General features: G+C 70.1%; 16 protein-coding genes. 10 read left to right on the plus strand and 6 right to left on the minus strand.

Translation table 11 applies throughout. From position 1 onward, the window contains the following. The first annotated feature begins 94 nt into the window (after positions 1 to 94). Positions 95 to 565 carry a pyridoxamine 5'-phosphate oxidase family protein gene (locus ACXNSR_RS33305; protein ID WP_458639063.1) on the plus strand — a complete coding sequence of 157 codons (471 nt, stop codon included), beginning with the start codon at positions 95 to 97 and terminating at the stop codon, positions 563 to 565. Between the two features lie 9 nt (positions 566 to 574). On the opposite strand, the gene ACXNSR_RS33310 is transcribed toward ACXNSR_RS33305, so the two are convergent. Next, entirely contained in the window at positions 575 to 1066 is a 492-nt protein-coding gene (locus tag ACXNSR_RS33310; RefSeq protein ID WP_458639064.1) for a CBS domain-containing protein, read from the minus strand. Between the two features lie 169 nt (positions 1067 to 1235). On the opposite strand from ACXNSR_RS33310, the gene ACXNSR_RS33315 reads away from it, so the two are divergent. Further along, entirely contained in the window at positions 1236 to 1568 is a 333-nt protein-coding gene (locus ACXNSR_RS33315; protein ID WP_458639065.1) for a hypothetical protein, read from the plus strand. 300 nt (positions 1569 to 1868) lie between these two features. Here the strand turns inward: ACXNSR_RS33315 and ACXNSR_RS33320 are convergent, their stop codons facing one another. Continuing rightward, complete coding sequence (locus ACXNSR_RS33320) at positions 1869 to 2144, minus strand: isoamylase early set domain-containing protein (protein WP_326747019.1); 276 nt, start codon at positions 2142 to 2144, stop codon at positions 1869 to 1871. A 578-nt stretch (positions 2145 to 2722) separates the two neighbouring features. After that, a complete protein-coding gene (locus ACXNSR_RS33325) occupies positions 2723 to 3394 on the minus strand; it encodes an HSP18 transcriptional regulator (protein WP_458639066.1) in 672 nt (223 codons plus the stop codon). Positions 3395 to 3522: 128 nt separating this feature from the next. On the opposite strand from ACXNSR_RS33325, the gene ACXNSR_RS33330 reads away from it, so the two are divergent. From ACXNSR_RS33330 to ACXNSR_RS33360, 7 genes are all read left to right on the plus strand, one after another. Then, a complete protein-coding gene (locus ACXNSR_RS33330; RefSeq protein WP_458639067.1) occupies positions 3523 to 3957 on the plus strand; it encodes an Hsp20/alpha crystallin family protein in 435 nt (144 codons plus the stop codon). A gap of 81 nt (positions 3958 to 4038) precedes the next feature. Beyond that, the gene (locus ACXNSR_RS33335; RefSeq protein WP_458639068.1) at positions 4039 to 4431 is read left to right on the plus strand and encodes a DUF2267 domain-containing protein; all 393 of its coding nucleotides are present in this window, start codon (positions 4039 to 4041) and stop codon (positions 4429 to 4431) included. 54 nt (positions 4432 to 4485) lie between these two features. Beyond that, positions 4486 to 4929, plus strand: coding sequence for a DUF2267 domain-containing protein (locus ACXNSR_RS33340; protein WP_458639069.1), 444 nt, complete (start codon positions 4486 to 4488; stop codon positions 4927 to 4929). Positions 4930 to 5058: 129 nt separating this feature from the next. Continuing rightward, a complete protein-coding gene (locus tag ACXNSR_RS33345) occupies positions 5059 to 5529 on the plus strand; it encodes an STAS domain-containing protein (RefSeq protein ID WP_458639070.1) in 471 nt (156 codons plus the stop codon). A gap of 366 nt (positions 5530 to 5895) precedes the next feature. Then, on the plus strand, positions 5896 to 6618 hold the full coding sequence (locus ACXNSR_RS33350; RefSeq protein ID WP_458639071.1) for a hypothetical protein: 723 nt from the start codon (positions 5896 to 5898) through the stop codon (positions 6616 to 6618). A 329-nt stretch (positions 6619 to 6947) separates the two neighbouring features. Then, positions 6948 to 7859, plus strand: coding sequence for an ABC transporter ATP-binding protein (locus tag ACXNSR_RS33355; RefSeq protein ID WP_458639072.1), 912 nt, complete (start codon positions 6948 to 6950; stop codon positions 7857 to 7859). Further along, positions 7856 to 8677 (plus strand): ABC transporter permease subunit, encoded by an 822-nt coding sequence (locus tag ACXNSR_RS33360; RefSeq protein WP_329096311.1) that lies wholly within the window; start codon positions 7856 to 7858, stop codon positions 8675 to 8677. Before ACXNSR_RS33355 ends, ACXNSR_RS33360 begins: the two co-directional genes overlap by 4 nt. A gap of 14 nt (positions 8678 to 8691) precedes the next feature. Here ACXNSR_RS33360 and ACXNSR_RS33365 read toward each other — a convergent pair whose 3' ends face one another. The 3 genes from ACXNSR_RS33365 to ACXNSR_RS33375 all read right to left on the minus strand — a co-directional run bounded on the left by ACXNSR_RS33365 (position 8692) and on the right by ACXNSR_RS33375 (position 11348). After that, entirely contained in the window at positions 8692 to 9345 is a 654-nt protein-coding gene (locus tag ACXNSR_RS33365) for a CBS domain-containing protein (RefSeq protein WP_458639073.1), read from the minus strand. Between the two features lie 9 nt (positions 9346 to 9354). Beyond that, a complete protein-coding gene (locus ACXNSR_RS33370; RefSeq protein ID WP_458639074.1) occupies positions 9355 to 9816 on the minus strand; it encodes a Crp/Fnr family transcriptional regulator in 462 nt (153 codons plus the stop codon). Positions 9817 to 9920: 104 nt separating this feature from the next. Further along, complete coding sequence (locus tag ACXNSR_RS33375) at positions 9921 to 11348, minus strand: MBL fold metallo-hydrolase RNA specificity domain-containing protein (RefSeq protein WP_458639075.1); 1428 nt, start codon at positions 11346 to 11348, stop codon at positions 9921 to 9923. Between the two features lie 424 nt (positions 11349 to 11772). Between ACXNSR_RS33375 and ACXNSR_RS33380 the strand changes: the two genes are divergently transcribed. Beyond that, on the plus strand, positions 11773 to 12453 hold the full coding sequence (locus tag ACXNSR_RS33380; protein ID WP_458639076.1) for a helix-turn-helix domain-containing protein: 681 nt from the start codon (positions 11773 to 11775) through the stop codon (positions 12451 to 12453). The last annotated feature ends 110 nt before the right edge of the window (positions 12454 to 12563 follow it).

Below are 12563 nucleotides of genomic sequence, written 5' to 3' on the forward strand. Positions count from 1 at the left end.
GACCGAACGGCCTATGCCTGGGCGCGTCGGGAACGGGGACGCTGGAGAGCACACCGCGACCCCGCCCCGGTCCCATGGACGGAGGGTGCCAACGATGGAGAACCGCCCGGTCGGCAGCGCCGCCGTCGCTCCTGCCGGCCCTACGCCCCGGAGGCGAACGGAAGAGATCGGCACCGAGGAAGCGCTCCGGCTGCTCGGAACCGTCGGACTGGGCCGCATCGTGTTCACCCGCCATGCTCTGCCTGCCGTGCGCCCCGTTAACCATCTCCTTGACGACGGCGACATCATCGTCCGCGTTCAGGACGGCTCGACACTGGCGGCCCTGCTCACGGCCCCGGACAGTCCGGACGTGGTCGTGGCCTACGAGGCCGACGCCATCGACCCTGACACCCGTCTGGGCTGGAGCGTGGTGGCCACCGGCTATGCCAGCGCCGTCACCGACCCGACCGAGCTGAACCGCTATGCGCAGCGCCTCAAGTCCTGGGCCGACGCACCGTCATCAGATGCCGTTCGGATCAGACCGGGCGTGGTCACCGGCTTCAGGCTCCGGGCAGTCAATTCGTAGCCGCCCCGATCAGGATCCGCGAGAAGCGGGCGGGCTCTTTCCTTGCTTTCGTGCGCGCGGGCCGATCTCGTCCCGGGGGCCGGGGGGCTCCTCGAGGACGCTCCAGGCGACCGGGCCGAGCAGATCCGCCACCCTGCGGAAGACGTCCATGAGCAGGTCGTCCACGGTCAGCATGCCCACTACTCGATGCCCGTCCAGGACAGGGAGGCGCCGGACGCCGCTGTTGCGGAACGTCCGGTACGCCGCCTGGATGTCCTGGGCGGCATCGACGGTGACAGCCGGAGCCGTCATGACCGCTCCCACAGGATCATCGCGGTCGAACTCTCCGGCCACGGCGCGCACTGCGATGTCACGGTCGGTGACAATGCCGCGCAATACTGTTCCCTCCGTCACGACCAAGCAGCCGACGCCGTGGAGGTCCATGCATCGGGCCGCCTCCCCGATCGTCGTGGTGGCGTTGACGGACACGGCGGGGGCGGACATGTACGCGGACACGTTCATCGTCCGGCTCCTTCCCACTGGATCCATGTGGTTGACCGTAGGACGGGGTGCCGGAGTCGGCGAGGGCCGAGCGGACCCCCGTTGTGGGACCGCATGGCCCTGTGCTGCTCCGCCCCGGCGGCGGACCATGACATGAGGACAGACCATGCCTGTTCCGAGGTGATCTGACATGGCATCCACAACATGGACCACCCCAGGGGTGTTCACCGGCTCCGGCGGGGTGCTCACCGCCGAAGCAGGATCCCTCACCGGGGAACTGACGGTCCGCACCACCTGGGACGCAAGGCAGGCACATGTTGCCGTCCAGTACGCGGGCGCGTCGAAGTGGTGCACGCTGGTCGGCAGTCCCGTGCCCTGCCCGTCCGCCGAGGAGGCTCGCTCGGTACACCAGTGCGCGGTGGAGGCCGTGCGCACCAGAGGACCTGTCCCCTTCGCGCCGTGGCCGCTCACCCCCGCGGTTCACCGTGGAACGGACGAGGTGCCGGCTCACGCAGCAGGATGAGCGCACGTCGATGAGCCGACTTGACCGCGCATGCCTGGCCAGGGTCGGCCATGGACCGTGGGGAGATTCCACGGCAGGCTCCTGTCGGTCCTGGATGCATGATCCTGAGCGTCGCGCAGGCGCGGCCTGCCCTTGCCTGGGGTCGGACTGCCTGCGGGGACCTAACGCGAACGACGGCCCTTGCCGCCGGGCACGGTAGGCAGGGCCGTCACACGGATCCGGCCCCAGATGGCGGGGCCGGGACACGCGCCGGTACCTCCGACGCGAACCCGCGGCCGCCGGTCACATCCGCTGGGCCGTTCAGGTGTGCAGGCGGCTGTTGATGCCGTCGTGGCCGTCGGCGCCCTCTTCGTCGAACCAGTAGTCACCGGCGGCCAGGTAGCGGAAGGAGTGCTCACTGCCTTCGGGCAGGGCAACGGTCACGGCCCGGGTGCCGTCACGGCGCGGCGCCAGCGTATGGGCGCCGGGCTGCCAGTCGTTGAAGTCGCCGACCACGCTGACCGGGCCGGGCGGGGAATCGGCGGGCAGGACGAAAGTGACCTCGGTGCGGTTCTTGCGCGGCTTTCGCTCCAGCATGGAAGGAACTCCTCACAGCGGGGATAAGGGGCCGCATTCATCCTCGGGGCCCGCCCAGCCCTGCGCCTCTCGACGCGTGCCGCTCCTCTGCGGGCATCACCCGTCCGCCACGATCTGCCATTGAAATGATGCGATCGGTGACAGTGCGTGTGAGCGTGGACGGGAGGAAATCCCAGGCATTGAGGAGCCGCAGGGTCATGGGCGGTATGCACGACAAGCGCCGGAAACCCGGCCTGGGGCGCGAGTAGACGGAAGCCATGCGCCGCCCCGGCCGGGACCGGGTCCATCCTGGGACCGCCCAGTCCTCCCGGAGGAAGCGCGGTGAGGACCCGGAACGCGAGCACCGCCGCGAGGAAGAGCAGCTCCGAGACAAGCGCGACCTGCCGGAGGAACACTTCTGAGCCACGCTGGACCCCACGCACGCAGGGCTCGGCCGGGAGGTACCACCCGGCCGAGCCCTGTCATGTCCGGCGCCGGAATGCGACACCGAAACGACATGGCCGAGAAGACGGCAGCCCGGGGCTCGACGCTCGCCGGCTGCCGCGCACGTCGGCTGGTGAGGTGGCTCGGGGTGCGGGTCACGTGCTGCGCTGGTCGTGGGTGTCCTGGCGGAGCTGGTCGGTGTGGCGGGTGAGGGCGTCGAGGCGTTCGGCGAGGGCGGCGTCCTCGGGTCTCAGATGGGGCCGGGTGTCGGTCAGGGGGCGAACGAGGCGGGCGGCGTCGTTGTCGGCGAGGGCCAGGTTCAGGTCTCCGATGGCAGTCTCGGCGCCGCCCGGAAGGCTGGTGAGTGCGGTGATCTGGCCGGCGAGGCGGCGAAGGTCGGCAGCGTTGTCGCGGGCCCAGGCGTTCACGCTGCGCTCTGCCGCGCGGGTGTCGCGGGTGGCCTGGACGCGTTCCTCGCCGGTGCTGCCGTCCCTGCCGGGCCGCAGGCGCAGGTAGCGCCGTTCGGCGGCCTGCCGGCTGGCGACGCCGAGGGGGCCGGCGAGGTCGGCCCAGCTGGCCCCCCGGCCGCGGGCGGTTTCGATCAGGCCGCTCTCCCAGCCGGAGAGCTGCTCGCGAATCTCGCGCAGCATCAGCAGCGCGGCCAGGGCCGGGTGTGGGCCCGGGTCCGGCTCGGACGCTGCCGTCGTAGTCCTCGGTGATCCCGCGTTTGATCCCTGCGCGTCCTTGAGGGCCCGGTCGATGGCCTCCAGCGCCGCGGCCGCGGCGAGGAAGGGAACCGGTGCCGGCGGCTCGACGGCCTCGTTCATGGCACTCTCCGTCGCATGTCATCCTCCAGATGACCCCTTGCTTGTCATCGTTCCGATGACATGCTACAACGGGAGCACGTTGAAGCGCATGGGCAGTTCCTGCCTGAACCAACTGGAGGTGTTTCGCGATGCTGATGCGCACCGACCCGTTCCGCGAGATGGACCGGATCTTCCAGCAGCTGTCCGGTACGACCGGGACCTGGTCCAAGCCGACCGTGATGCCGATGGACGCCTACCGCGAGGGCGACGCGTACGTGATCGCCTTCGACCTCCCCGGCGTGAGCACCGAGGCGATCGACATCGACGTCGAGCGGAACATGCTGACCGTGAAGGCCGAGCGCAGGCCCGCGGCGAGCGGTGACACCGTGCAGATGGAGCTTTCAGAGCGGCCCCTGGGTGTCTTCTCCCGCCAGGTCATGCTGGCCGACACCCTCGACACCGAGCACATCGAAGCCGACTACGACGCGGGTGTCCTGACCCTGCGCATCCCGATCGCCGAGCGCGCCAAGCCGCGGAAGATCGCCATCGGCGGCGAGTCCGGCCGCAAGCAGATCTCCGGCTGAACCCGCCGTACCGCGGAGGACGGGAACCCCTCCCTCCGGTACCCGTCCTCCGCACACACACGCTCCCTTGGAGGTGACGTGATGCCGATGCGCCAGGAGGCGTTCCTCGACCACGTCCAGGAAGGCGGCGAGTACCAGACCCGGGAAGAGGCGGAACGCACGGCCCGCGTCGTCCTGGCCCTGCTCGGTGCCCACCTGGTGGGCAACGTGCGGGCCGAACTCGCCGCACGCCTCCCCGAGACGTACGCCCTGATCCTGCTCAACCCCCTGCAGGCCGCGGAACCGCTTTCCCCCGAACGCTTCGTCCGCGCGACCGCGGCCTGGATCGAAGGCGCCACCGAGAAGACGGCCCTGTGGGACATCGGCGCGGTCCTCTCCACCGTGGCCGCAGCGGCGGGAGACGCCCTCCTGCACGAGGTTCTGCTGCAGCTCCCGCCCGGCTACGACCTCCTCTTCGGCCACCGGCCCACCTGATCCCCGACACCGCCCGCCCGAATGGCGGGCCCTTCACGAGAAAGCCGCTGCACCATGTACGACCAGCCTCGACCGAACCCGTCCGCCGTGGCCATGACGTTCGACCAGATGCTGGAACGTGTGCGCTACGAAGGCGCCTACCCCACCCGGGAACGCGCCGAGGAAGCCGTCCGTACCGTCCTGGTCGCCCTGGGCCGGCAGGTCACCGGCAAGGAACGCGTCGACCTTGCCCAGGCCCTGCCCGCCGAGGCCGCCCTCGCCCTGACCGCTCAGATTCCCGACACCGAGCACCTCACCGGCTGGGGTTTCGTCAAAGACATGGCCGCACGATCCGGTGCCACCCCCGCCATCGCCCGCTGGGACACCGGAGCCGTACTCGCCGTCGTCGCCCGCCTCGCCGGGCCCGACCTCCTCGCCCGCATCCTCCAGCAGCTTCCCGGCGGCTACGCCCTCCTCTTCGGCCAGGCAGAACTGTGCCAGCCCCAGCACGCCGCCTGACCCGGCCTCCGAGCTCCCCGGGACCGGCTTGCGGACGGTTTCGGGGCAGCGGGACCATCGACGCGGCCGCGCCGGGTCGTATGCGTCAGGCGTGCACCGAACCAGCCGATCAGGGCGAGGTGAGACGACATGGACTTCCGCATGCCGATCAGGCGCTACGGGCCGATCGTGCACCTCACCCCCGCCGGTGAGCTCGACCTCGACACCCGGTCTGCTCTCGACGAGACGCAGGCCGCCCTCGACGACGGTGTCGTGATGGTGGCCTGCGACATGCGGAGCCTGAGGTTCATCGACGTCACCGGCTTGCGCGGCCTCCTCGAATTCGTCCGCCGTCTCGACGGACGCGGCATCGCGTTCTTCGGCGACAACTGGCAGCCACAGCCCCGCCGCCTCCTGGACCTGCTCGACAGCCTGTACCCGCCCGCCGACATCAACGGAAACCCGCGCTGTGCACCCACCAGCATCCTGCGCCGTGGCCTGCAGGCATGCGCCTCAGCCCGTCGCACCGCGGGGGCGCGGGTACGGGTCGGTGAAAGCACGGCAGGCCGGAACCCTGCCGCATCACGGCCTCAGACCGGCAGTTCAGCAGCCCGTGATTGAGAGCGCACCCGGCCCGGCGTCCGAGTACAGCCGCAGCCGTTCTCTGCCGGGTGGCGCACACCAGGCCCCGTACATCCAGCACCGCCGTGCTGTGCTCTTTGCCCGTCGTGTGGCGCTCTACGGGGTGAGCCATGCCCGGTTCGCCTCCGGGATGGGTTCGGCTCCGCCCGTAGAGCGGCCTGCGCTCCTGGTGAGGGAGCCGCGACGGATGCCGCGACGCCGGGGCCGACGGGCTCCGCTGCGGTTGGCTCTGCACCGGCAGGGGGAGATTCGGCGACTGCGGTGGTGGCCTCGCTGGTCTCGGTCCGCGACGAGGGCGGCGTGTTGTCAACCGGGTGGGCGTCGCTCCGGGCGGACACTTCTCCCATGCCCGAGGAGCAGACGGCGTCCATCCCTCCTGAACCGTTGTTGCAGGTGATCGTCAACCTGGCCCGGTTCCATCGCGAACACGAGCAGTTCTACGCACAGGCTCCGCTGCGGCAGGCGGGCGAGCTTCAGGCGCGGTCCCGGGCGCTGAAGTCGCTGGCGGACAGATGGAGTGTGACCGACGTCGGTGAGTCGGCACGGAATCCGTTCGCAGGTGCGGAGGATCTGAATGCCCCCGGACTTGTCGCGGAGTCGGGGATCCTCTTCATGGAAGGGGCGGACGAGCCCGTCGAGCTTCAGCGGCTGAAGCGGGATGTCAGGGAAATCGCGGAAGACAGTGAGCAGACCGGAATCTGGCTGGCGCACGCGATGGAGCAGGCATGGGAGGCCGTCGGCCTCTTGGCTGCCTATCCAGTGCTTGCCGATCTGCTCGGGGAGCGGCACCGCATCGTCGCCAACGACTGGCAGTCGGCGGGGTTGCTGGCGCTGGTTGCCCATCTGCTGCGCCGCTCCATTGACTTGTTGGATCGGGTCAAGTTCTCTCCCGCGGCGCTGCGAGCTGACCTGGGGTCCGAGCGGAACGCCCCTGCTTACCTCTTCTCGGCGTCCGAGCTGCTCGACCGGGCGGCGGACCTCCTCGCGGAATCGGCAACGCTTGTGCGCGACAATGAGCGGCGGTGGCGTGTGTTCGGAGCTCGCGTCCGCCGGCTGCCGTCCGACTGAAGCGGCTACGTCGGCTCCGTCGTGCAGCGCATCCGCTCATCTCGTAGAGACGGCAGACGATGCGCAGGCCGACATGCGACCAGGTGTCAGGTGGTGACAACCGCAGGCCGACGTGCGGTCGACCCGTTGGGCGGACTCTTGGAGCACGGCCCCGTATGCGACCTCCGCCGGAGTCCGGGCCATGCGCTGCGCCCGGCGGAGGCCCGCGTGACACCCGAGCCGTGGCGCAGAACGGCACGGGTGTCTTCGGGTGCCGCGCTGTCCCGGGGAGGCTCCCTGCTCGCTGCGCGTCGGCCTGGGCCAGGGCACAGACTGGTGGGGTGGGTGCCATGGATGCGATTGAGCTCAGGGGACTGACCAAGCGATACGGGGCCGTGGTCGGGGTGGAGGAACTCACGCTCGGCATCGGTCGGGGCGAGGTGTTCGGCTTCCTCGGGCCCAACGGGGCGGGCAAGACCACCACGCTCAGGTGCCTGACGGGTTTGCTGCGCCCAACCGCCGGACACGTCCGGGTGCTGGGGATGGACCCGCTCGCCGATCACCGCCGGGTGGCTCGGGAACTCGGCTATCTCCCGGGTGAGCTGCGGCTGTACCCGGAGCTCACCGGGGCGCAGACCCTCGACCTCCTGTGTTCACTCCAAGGCCGGCCCTGCACGAGGCGAGCTGAGCTGTGCGAGCGGCTGGGGCTGACGCCCGCGGTCCTGCGGCGCACGGTGGGCGGGTACTCGCGCGGCATGAAGCAGAAACTGGGCCTGGTGCAGGCGCTGCAGCACGATCCCCAGCTGGTGGTCCTGGACGAGCCGACCGAGGGGCTGGACCCTCTGGTGCAGGAGACGTTCTTCGAGCTGATGGAGCAGGCAGCGGCCGACGGCCGCACGGTGCTGTTGTCCAGCCACGTGCTGCCGGAGGTGCAGCGGGCCTGCGGACGAGTGGCGATCGTCCGGGAAGGGCGCCTGGTAACCGTGGAGAGCGTGGCCGCCCTCCGGGAGGCGCGTGCGCGGCGGATCCGCCTGGCCTTCGATGACGGAAAAGGAACGCGCCGTTTGGGGCGCGCGGAGCAGTGGGCGCCCCGCTGGGAAGGCGACAGGGTGGAGCTCCTGGTACCCCCGAGCGAGGTCGTGGGGGCACTGCGTGAGCTGCTGGCCCTGGGGGTGGCCGACGTCATCGTGGAGGAGGCGGGTCTGGACGAGGCGTTCCTGGATCTGTACCGCAACGGCAAGGCGGAGGAGGCCGCGCCGTGAAGACGCGGTGGCCCCTGCTGTGGCTGGCACTGCACCGGCGTCGGCGGATGCTGGTGGCCCTCATGGTGGGGATGGTCGCCTTCGAGGCCCTGATCGTGGTGGTGGCGAACACGATCGCACCCGGGCAGCTCTTCTCTGCGGGCGGGAAGGGCCCTCCGTCGGCGTACCGTGCGTTCAGCGGTTCGGGCGGAGACGTATCGATCGCCAGCTACCCGGGGCTGCTCGGGGCCGGATTGGTGCATCCCTTCTGGATCGCCATGCAGCTGACCGCTATCGGGGCGCTGGCCGCGGCCGCGGTGGCGGCCGACGTGGAATCCGGGACGATCGAGCTCATCGTGGTGCGCCCCGTGAGCCGCAACCGGCTCCTCGCCGAGCGGACCGCCGCCGTGGTGATCGCCGCCCTCGCCCTCAACACCTCAGCGACGCTGACGGTGGCGGCGGGCGTCTGGCTGTCGCCGGACATCCACCGGGACGTGCCGTTGAGCGGTGTCTTCGCGGCGGGACTGATGGGGTGCGGCTTCGCACTGTGTCTGGCCGGACCGGCCCTGGCCGTATCGGCCTGGGGGAGCCGACGCGCGCAGGTGATCGGTGCGACGATCGCCATCGGGGCGGTCGGCTTCGCGGTGAACTTCATCGCGCTGGCCTGGTCGAAGGCGGCGCCCCTGCGGTTCATCAGCCCGTTCCATTACTACACGCCAGGTGACGCACTGGCACAGGGCCACGTGTTGTGGCCGCAGCTGGGAGTTCTGGTCGGGGTCGGAGTCGTGGGGCTCGTTCTCGGCCACGCGTTGCTAATGAAGCGGGACCTGGCCCCGTAAGGCTGACATGACGCTTACACAGAGGCGGGGCCTTCGAGCCGGCAGTGCACGCCGACCACACCTTCGACGGCCCGGGCGAGGCGCGTGGCCACGGGGATGAGGTGCGGGTCGCGGGTCCTTCCCGACAGGGTGACGATCCCGTGCGTGACGTCGACCGTGATGTCACGGTGCGAGAGGGGGAAGAGACGGTCGACGACCTCGCGGCGGACCTCGGCGGCCAGGTCGTCGTCGGCGCGGAGGAAGACCTTCAGGAGGTCGGCGCGGCTGACGATGCCGAGGAGGGTGCCGTCGGTGTCGACGACTGGAAGCCGTTTGATGTGGCGGTCGGCCATCAGGCGGGCGGCCTGGGGGAGCGTGGCGTCGGGGCGGATCGTGACGGCGGGTGTGGTCATCAACTGCTCGGCGCGGACCGATCCGGCCTTCGCGGTGTCGCCGAGGCGGCGCATCTGCTCGATGAGGCTCGGTCCGTGTTCGTGGAACTCCTCCTTGGTGAGGAGGTCGGCTTCGGAGACGACGCCGACGACATGGCCTTCGCCTTCGATGACCGGGACCGCGGTGACCTTCCAGCGCTCCATCGCGGTGGCGATCTCCTTGAACTCGGCGGCGGCGGTGACAGTGACGACGGTCTTCGTCATGACGTCGTTGACGGTGTACGGGGTGGAGGTCATGGCTGGTCCTCAGCGGGCGTAGGCGAGCGGCATGTCGCTGTGGTGGGGCGCGAACAGGTCGAGGATCCGGGTACGGGCCGAGTCGAGGCGACGGGCGATGACTGCGGCGACAGCGGTCGAAATGCAACGGCCCACGGCGGCGTTCTCGTCGCAGAGCTTCCGTACGGCCTCGGCGTCGAATTCGAGCGCCCGAACAGGGTGGGTGGTGACGGCGCCGAGGTGCCAGGAGTAGGGAGGGACCATCCATGACCAGCCGAGGAGCTCTCCTGAACCGAGGGTGTCGACGACGGCGGCCTTGTGGCCGGGGACGTGCAGGTCGAGGTCGACGGTGCCGTTCTCGATGACCCAGAAGCGGTCGGCCCGCTGCCGTTCCTTGAAGATGCGGGTTCCGGCGGGGATGTCCACGCGGCGGGCGTGGGCGAGCAGAGCCTGGCGTGCTTCGGGTTCCATCTCGTCGAGGAGAGTGCTCATGGCGGTCATGGTGTGCCTCCAGCCGTTCCCCTTCAGGGTCGCGCCGGTCTCCTGGGGTGCGGGAGGGCCTCGCGGTGCATACCGCAGGGCCCATACGGCCCGGGTCAACGGACCAGCACGGCCTCGCCGGATTTGGGTACGACGGCCGTCCAGCCCAGCTCGTGGTTGATGCGGTCCCGCAGGGTCTCGGCAGCGGTCTCCTCGCCATGGACGAGGTAGGTGGTGTGCGGGGGCGGGGCGTCGCGCAGCCAGTCGATGATCTGGTCGGCGTCCGCGTGGGCGGAGAAGTGGGGTACGTCGGCCACCTCGGCGCGTACGGGAACGTACTCGCCGAACATCTTGAGGGTGCGGACTCCGTCGACGAGGTCACGCGCCCGGGTGCCTGCCGCGGCGAAGCCGACGATCACGACAGCGTTGCGGGGGTCGGGCAGCAGCCGGTGCAGGTGGTGCAGGACCCGGCCGCCGGTGGCCATGCCGGCGGAGGAGACGATGACCGCAGGGCCTGTGGTGCTGTTGATATCGATGGACTCCTGGACGGTACGGGCGGCCAGGAAGGGCTCCGGGCTGAACACCGCCTCGCCCTGGGCCAGGATCTCGGGCCGCAGTTCGGGAGCGCGGGACCGCAGGGCGTCGCGGTACACGTCCAAGGCGGCCAGGGCCATGGGGCTGTCCACGTAGACGGGCACGTGGCGGGGCAGCGTGCCGTCACCGCGCAGCTCGGCCAGCTCGTGCAGGACGACCTCGGTCCGGTCGATCGCGAATGCCGGGATGACGACGGTTCCTCCTCGCGACAGCGTTCGGGTGATCACGGCAGCGAACTCGCGCCGCGCCGTCTCGTGGTCGTGGCGGCGGTCGCCGTAGGTGGACTCCATCAGCAGCACGTCGGCGCCGGTGAACGGCTCCGGGGGCAGCAGCAGGGGGTGCCCGGGACGACCAAGGTCGCCACTGACGGCCAGGGTGTGGCCGTCCTCCAGCGTGAGGTGGGCCCAGGCTGAGCCGAGGATGTGTCCGCCGTGGTGCAGCTTCAGCTTCGTTCCGGCCATGATCTCGATCTCGCTGCCGACCTCGACCGGGTCGAAGAACTTCAACGTGTTCTCGACGTCCGAGTCGTCGTAGAGCGGCTTGGCGGGGCGGTGCTTGGACCAGCCGTGACTGTTGGCGTGCTCGGCGGCCTCCATCTGGAGGCGGGCACTGTCGCGGAGCACGATCTCGGCGAGGCGGGCCGTTCCGGGGGTGCAGAGGATCGGACCACGGAAGCCGTGCCGGACCAGGCGCGGCAGATAGCCGCAGTGGTCCAGGTGAGCATGGGTCACGACCACGGCGCGGAGGTCGGAGGCGTCGAAGCCGGGCTTGTCCCAGTTGCGACGGCGCAGGTCCGCGAAACCCTGGAAGAGCCCGCAGTCGACCAGGATGCGGGCGTGGTCGCTCTCGACGAGGAACTTGCTGCCGGTGACCGTGCGTACCGCACCGAGCAACCGGAGGAGTGCAGGTCTGGGCGAGGCGGTAGCGGGGCGCGGGGCTGTCTCGGACATGACCCGCCCTCCCTTCGATAAGGGGATCCGGTTCTCACCATTGCACCGTGTGTAAGGGCCGACAGGGGGCCGACAGGCCCACGCAGGGGACCGACCGGCCCATGCGCGGGCGGTCGAGCCCGGTCCAGCCTGGCGGTGCAACCTCCTTAACGTATGCAAGGGAAGAGGGGAGCGTCGTGAAGACACTCGCCTTCCAGGGCCCGGACAGACGCAGCCAGCGCGATCGTCCGTGCCGACGCCGTCACCGTCCGCGGCCTCGACGAGCGCATCGCCGAAGGCGACCTGCCCGAGGTGAATTCGGTCAGGATCCTCGGCACGGGACGTATCGGCCTGGCCCCCATCGTGACCGCCGGTCTCCACAGCCCCGGCACACGTTGCCACGGTTCCGGCCACCCAGCCCTGACACCGAGAGGACGTGAAGACAATGAGGAGAACCCAGCACGGGCCGGGCGCCACAGAGGCGCCGGCCGGACGTACTGACCTCGGGCGGCGGATCGCCATGCACCGTGAGGAACTCGGCCTCACCCGGGACGAACTGGGTGAGCGCTGCGGCGCTGACGGCGCGTACATCACCTACCTGGAGGAACACGCGGCAGCGCCGGCGATCGGCTCCCTTCTGCGACTTGCCGACGCGCTCGGGACGACCGCCGCGGAACTCTCCGGCGCGATGACGGAGTACCCGCCAGGCAGAGGCACGGCCGTGCGGGATGCCGAGCTGGTCGAGTTGTCCGACGGCGAGTGCCGACGACTGCTGTCCACGCACGGCGTGGGCAGGGTCGCCGTCTTCACCCCGGAGGGTCCGGCGATATTCCCGGTCAACTACGTGGTGGCGGGCCGCGACATCGCATTCCGGACCTCGGGTGACGCGGTGCTCGCGCGGGCCGCCGGCACCGAGGTGGCCTTCGAGGCCGACCACATCGACGACGCCACGCGCCTGGGCTGGAGCGTTATGGTCGTAGGCGAGGCGGGAGGCGTCACTGACGCGGAGGAGCTCGGTCGGCTTGACGCAGTCGCGTACTCCCTGCCCTGGGCCGGCGGCCCGAGGACCCATTGGATGAAGGTCACCGCGATCCGGATCACTGGGCGCCGGGTGATCAGGCAGTGAGTCCGCTTCGAGCCGTCGTTCTGGACACCGACGGGGTCCTCCTCGATTCCGCCGCGCTGCATGCTGTTGAGTGGAAGTCCGATTTCGACAGATTAACGCCGCGGATCCGC

This window comes from Streptomyces sp. NC-S4, assembly GCF_054353315.1.

What these genes read in the sequence shown, in the direction of transcription:
- ACXNSR_RS33305 (WP_458639063.1), top strand. Translation starts at nt 95, where the DNA reads ATGGAGAACCGCCCGGTCGGCAGCGCCGCCGTCGCTCCTGCCGGCCCT.
- ACXNSR_RS33310 (WP_458639064.1), bottom strand. Translation starts at nt 1,066, where the DNA reads ATGAACGTGTCCGCGTACATGTCCGCCCCCGCCGTGTCCGTCAACGCC.
- ACXNSR_RS33315 (WP_458639065.1), top strand. Translation starts at nt 1,236, where the DNA reads ATGGCATCCACAACATGGACCACCCCAGGGGTGTTCACCGGCTCCGGC.
- ACXNSR_RS33320 (WP_326747019.1), bottom strand. Translation starts at nt 2,144, where the DNA reads ATGCTGGAGCGAAAGCCGCGCAAGAACCGCACCGAGGTCACTTTCGTC.
- ACXNSR_RS33325 (WP_458639066.1), bottom strand. Translation starts at nt 3,394, where the DNA reads ATGAACGAGGCCGTCGAGCCGCCGGCACCGGTTCCCTTCCTCGCCGCG.
- ACXNSR_RS33330 (WP_458639067.1), top strand. Translation starts at nt 3,523, where the DNA reads ATGCTGATGCGCACCGACCCGTTCCGCGAGATGGACCGGATCTTCCAG.
- ACXNSR_RS33335 (WP_458639068.1), top strand. Translation starts at nt 4,039, where the DNA reads ATGCCGATGCGCCAGGAGGCGTTCCTCGACCACGTCCAGGAAGGCGGC.
- ACXNSR_RS33340 (WP_458639069.1), top strand. Translation starts at nt 4,486, where the DNA reads ATGTACGACCAGCCTCGACCGAACCCGTCCGCCGTGGCCATGACGTTC.
- ACXNSR_RS33345 (WP_458639070.1), top strand. Translation starts at nt 5,059, where the DNA reads ATGGACTTCCGCATGCCGATCAGGCGCTACGGGCCGATCGTGCACCTC.
- ACXNSR_RS33350 (WP_458639071.1), top strand. Translation starts at nt 5,896, where the DNA reads ATGCCCGAGGAGCAGACGGCGTCCATCCCTCCTGAACCGTTGTTGCAG.
- ACXNSR_RS33355 (WP_458639072.1), top strand. Translation starts at nt 6,948, where the DNA reads ATGGATGCGATTGAGCTCAGGGGACTGACCAAGCGATACGGGGCCGTG.
- ACXNSR_RS33365 (WP_458639073.1), bottom strand. Translation starts at nt 9,345, where the DNA reads ATGACCTCCACCCCGTACACCGTCAACGACGTCATGACGAAGACCGTC.
- ACXNSR_RS33370 (WP_458639074.1), bottom strand. Translation starts at nt 9,816, where the DNA reads ATGAGCACTCTCCTCGACGAGATGGAACCCGAAGCACGCCAGGCTCTG.
- ACXNSR_RS33375 (WP_458639075.1), bottom strand. Translation starts at nt 11,348, where the DNA reads ATGTCCGAGACAGCCCCGCGCCCCGCTACCGCCTCGCCCAGACCTGCA.
- ACXNSR_RS33380 (WP_458639076.1), top strand. Translation starts at nt 11,773, where the DNA reads ATGAGGAGAACCCAGCACGGGCCGGGCGCCACAGAGGCGCCGGCCGGA.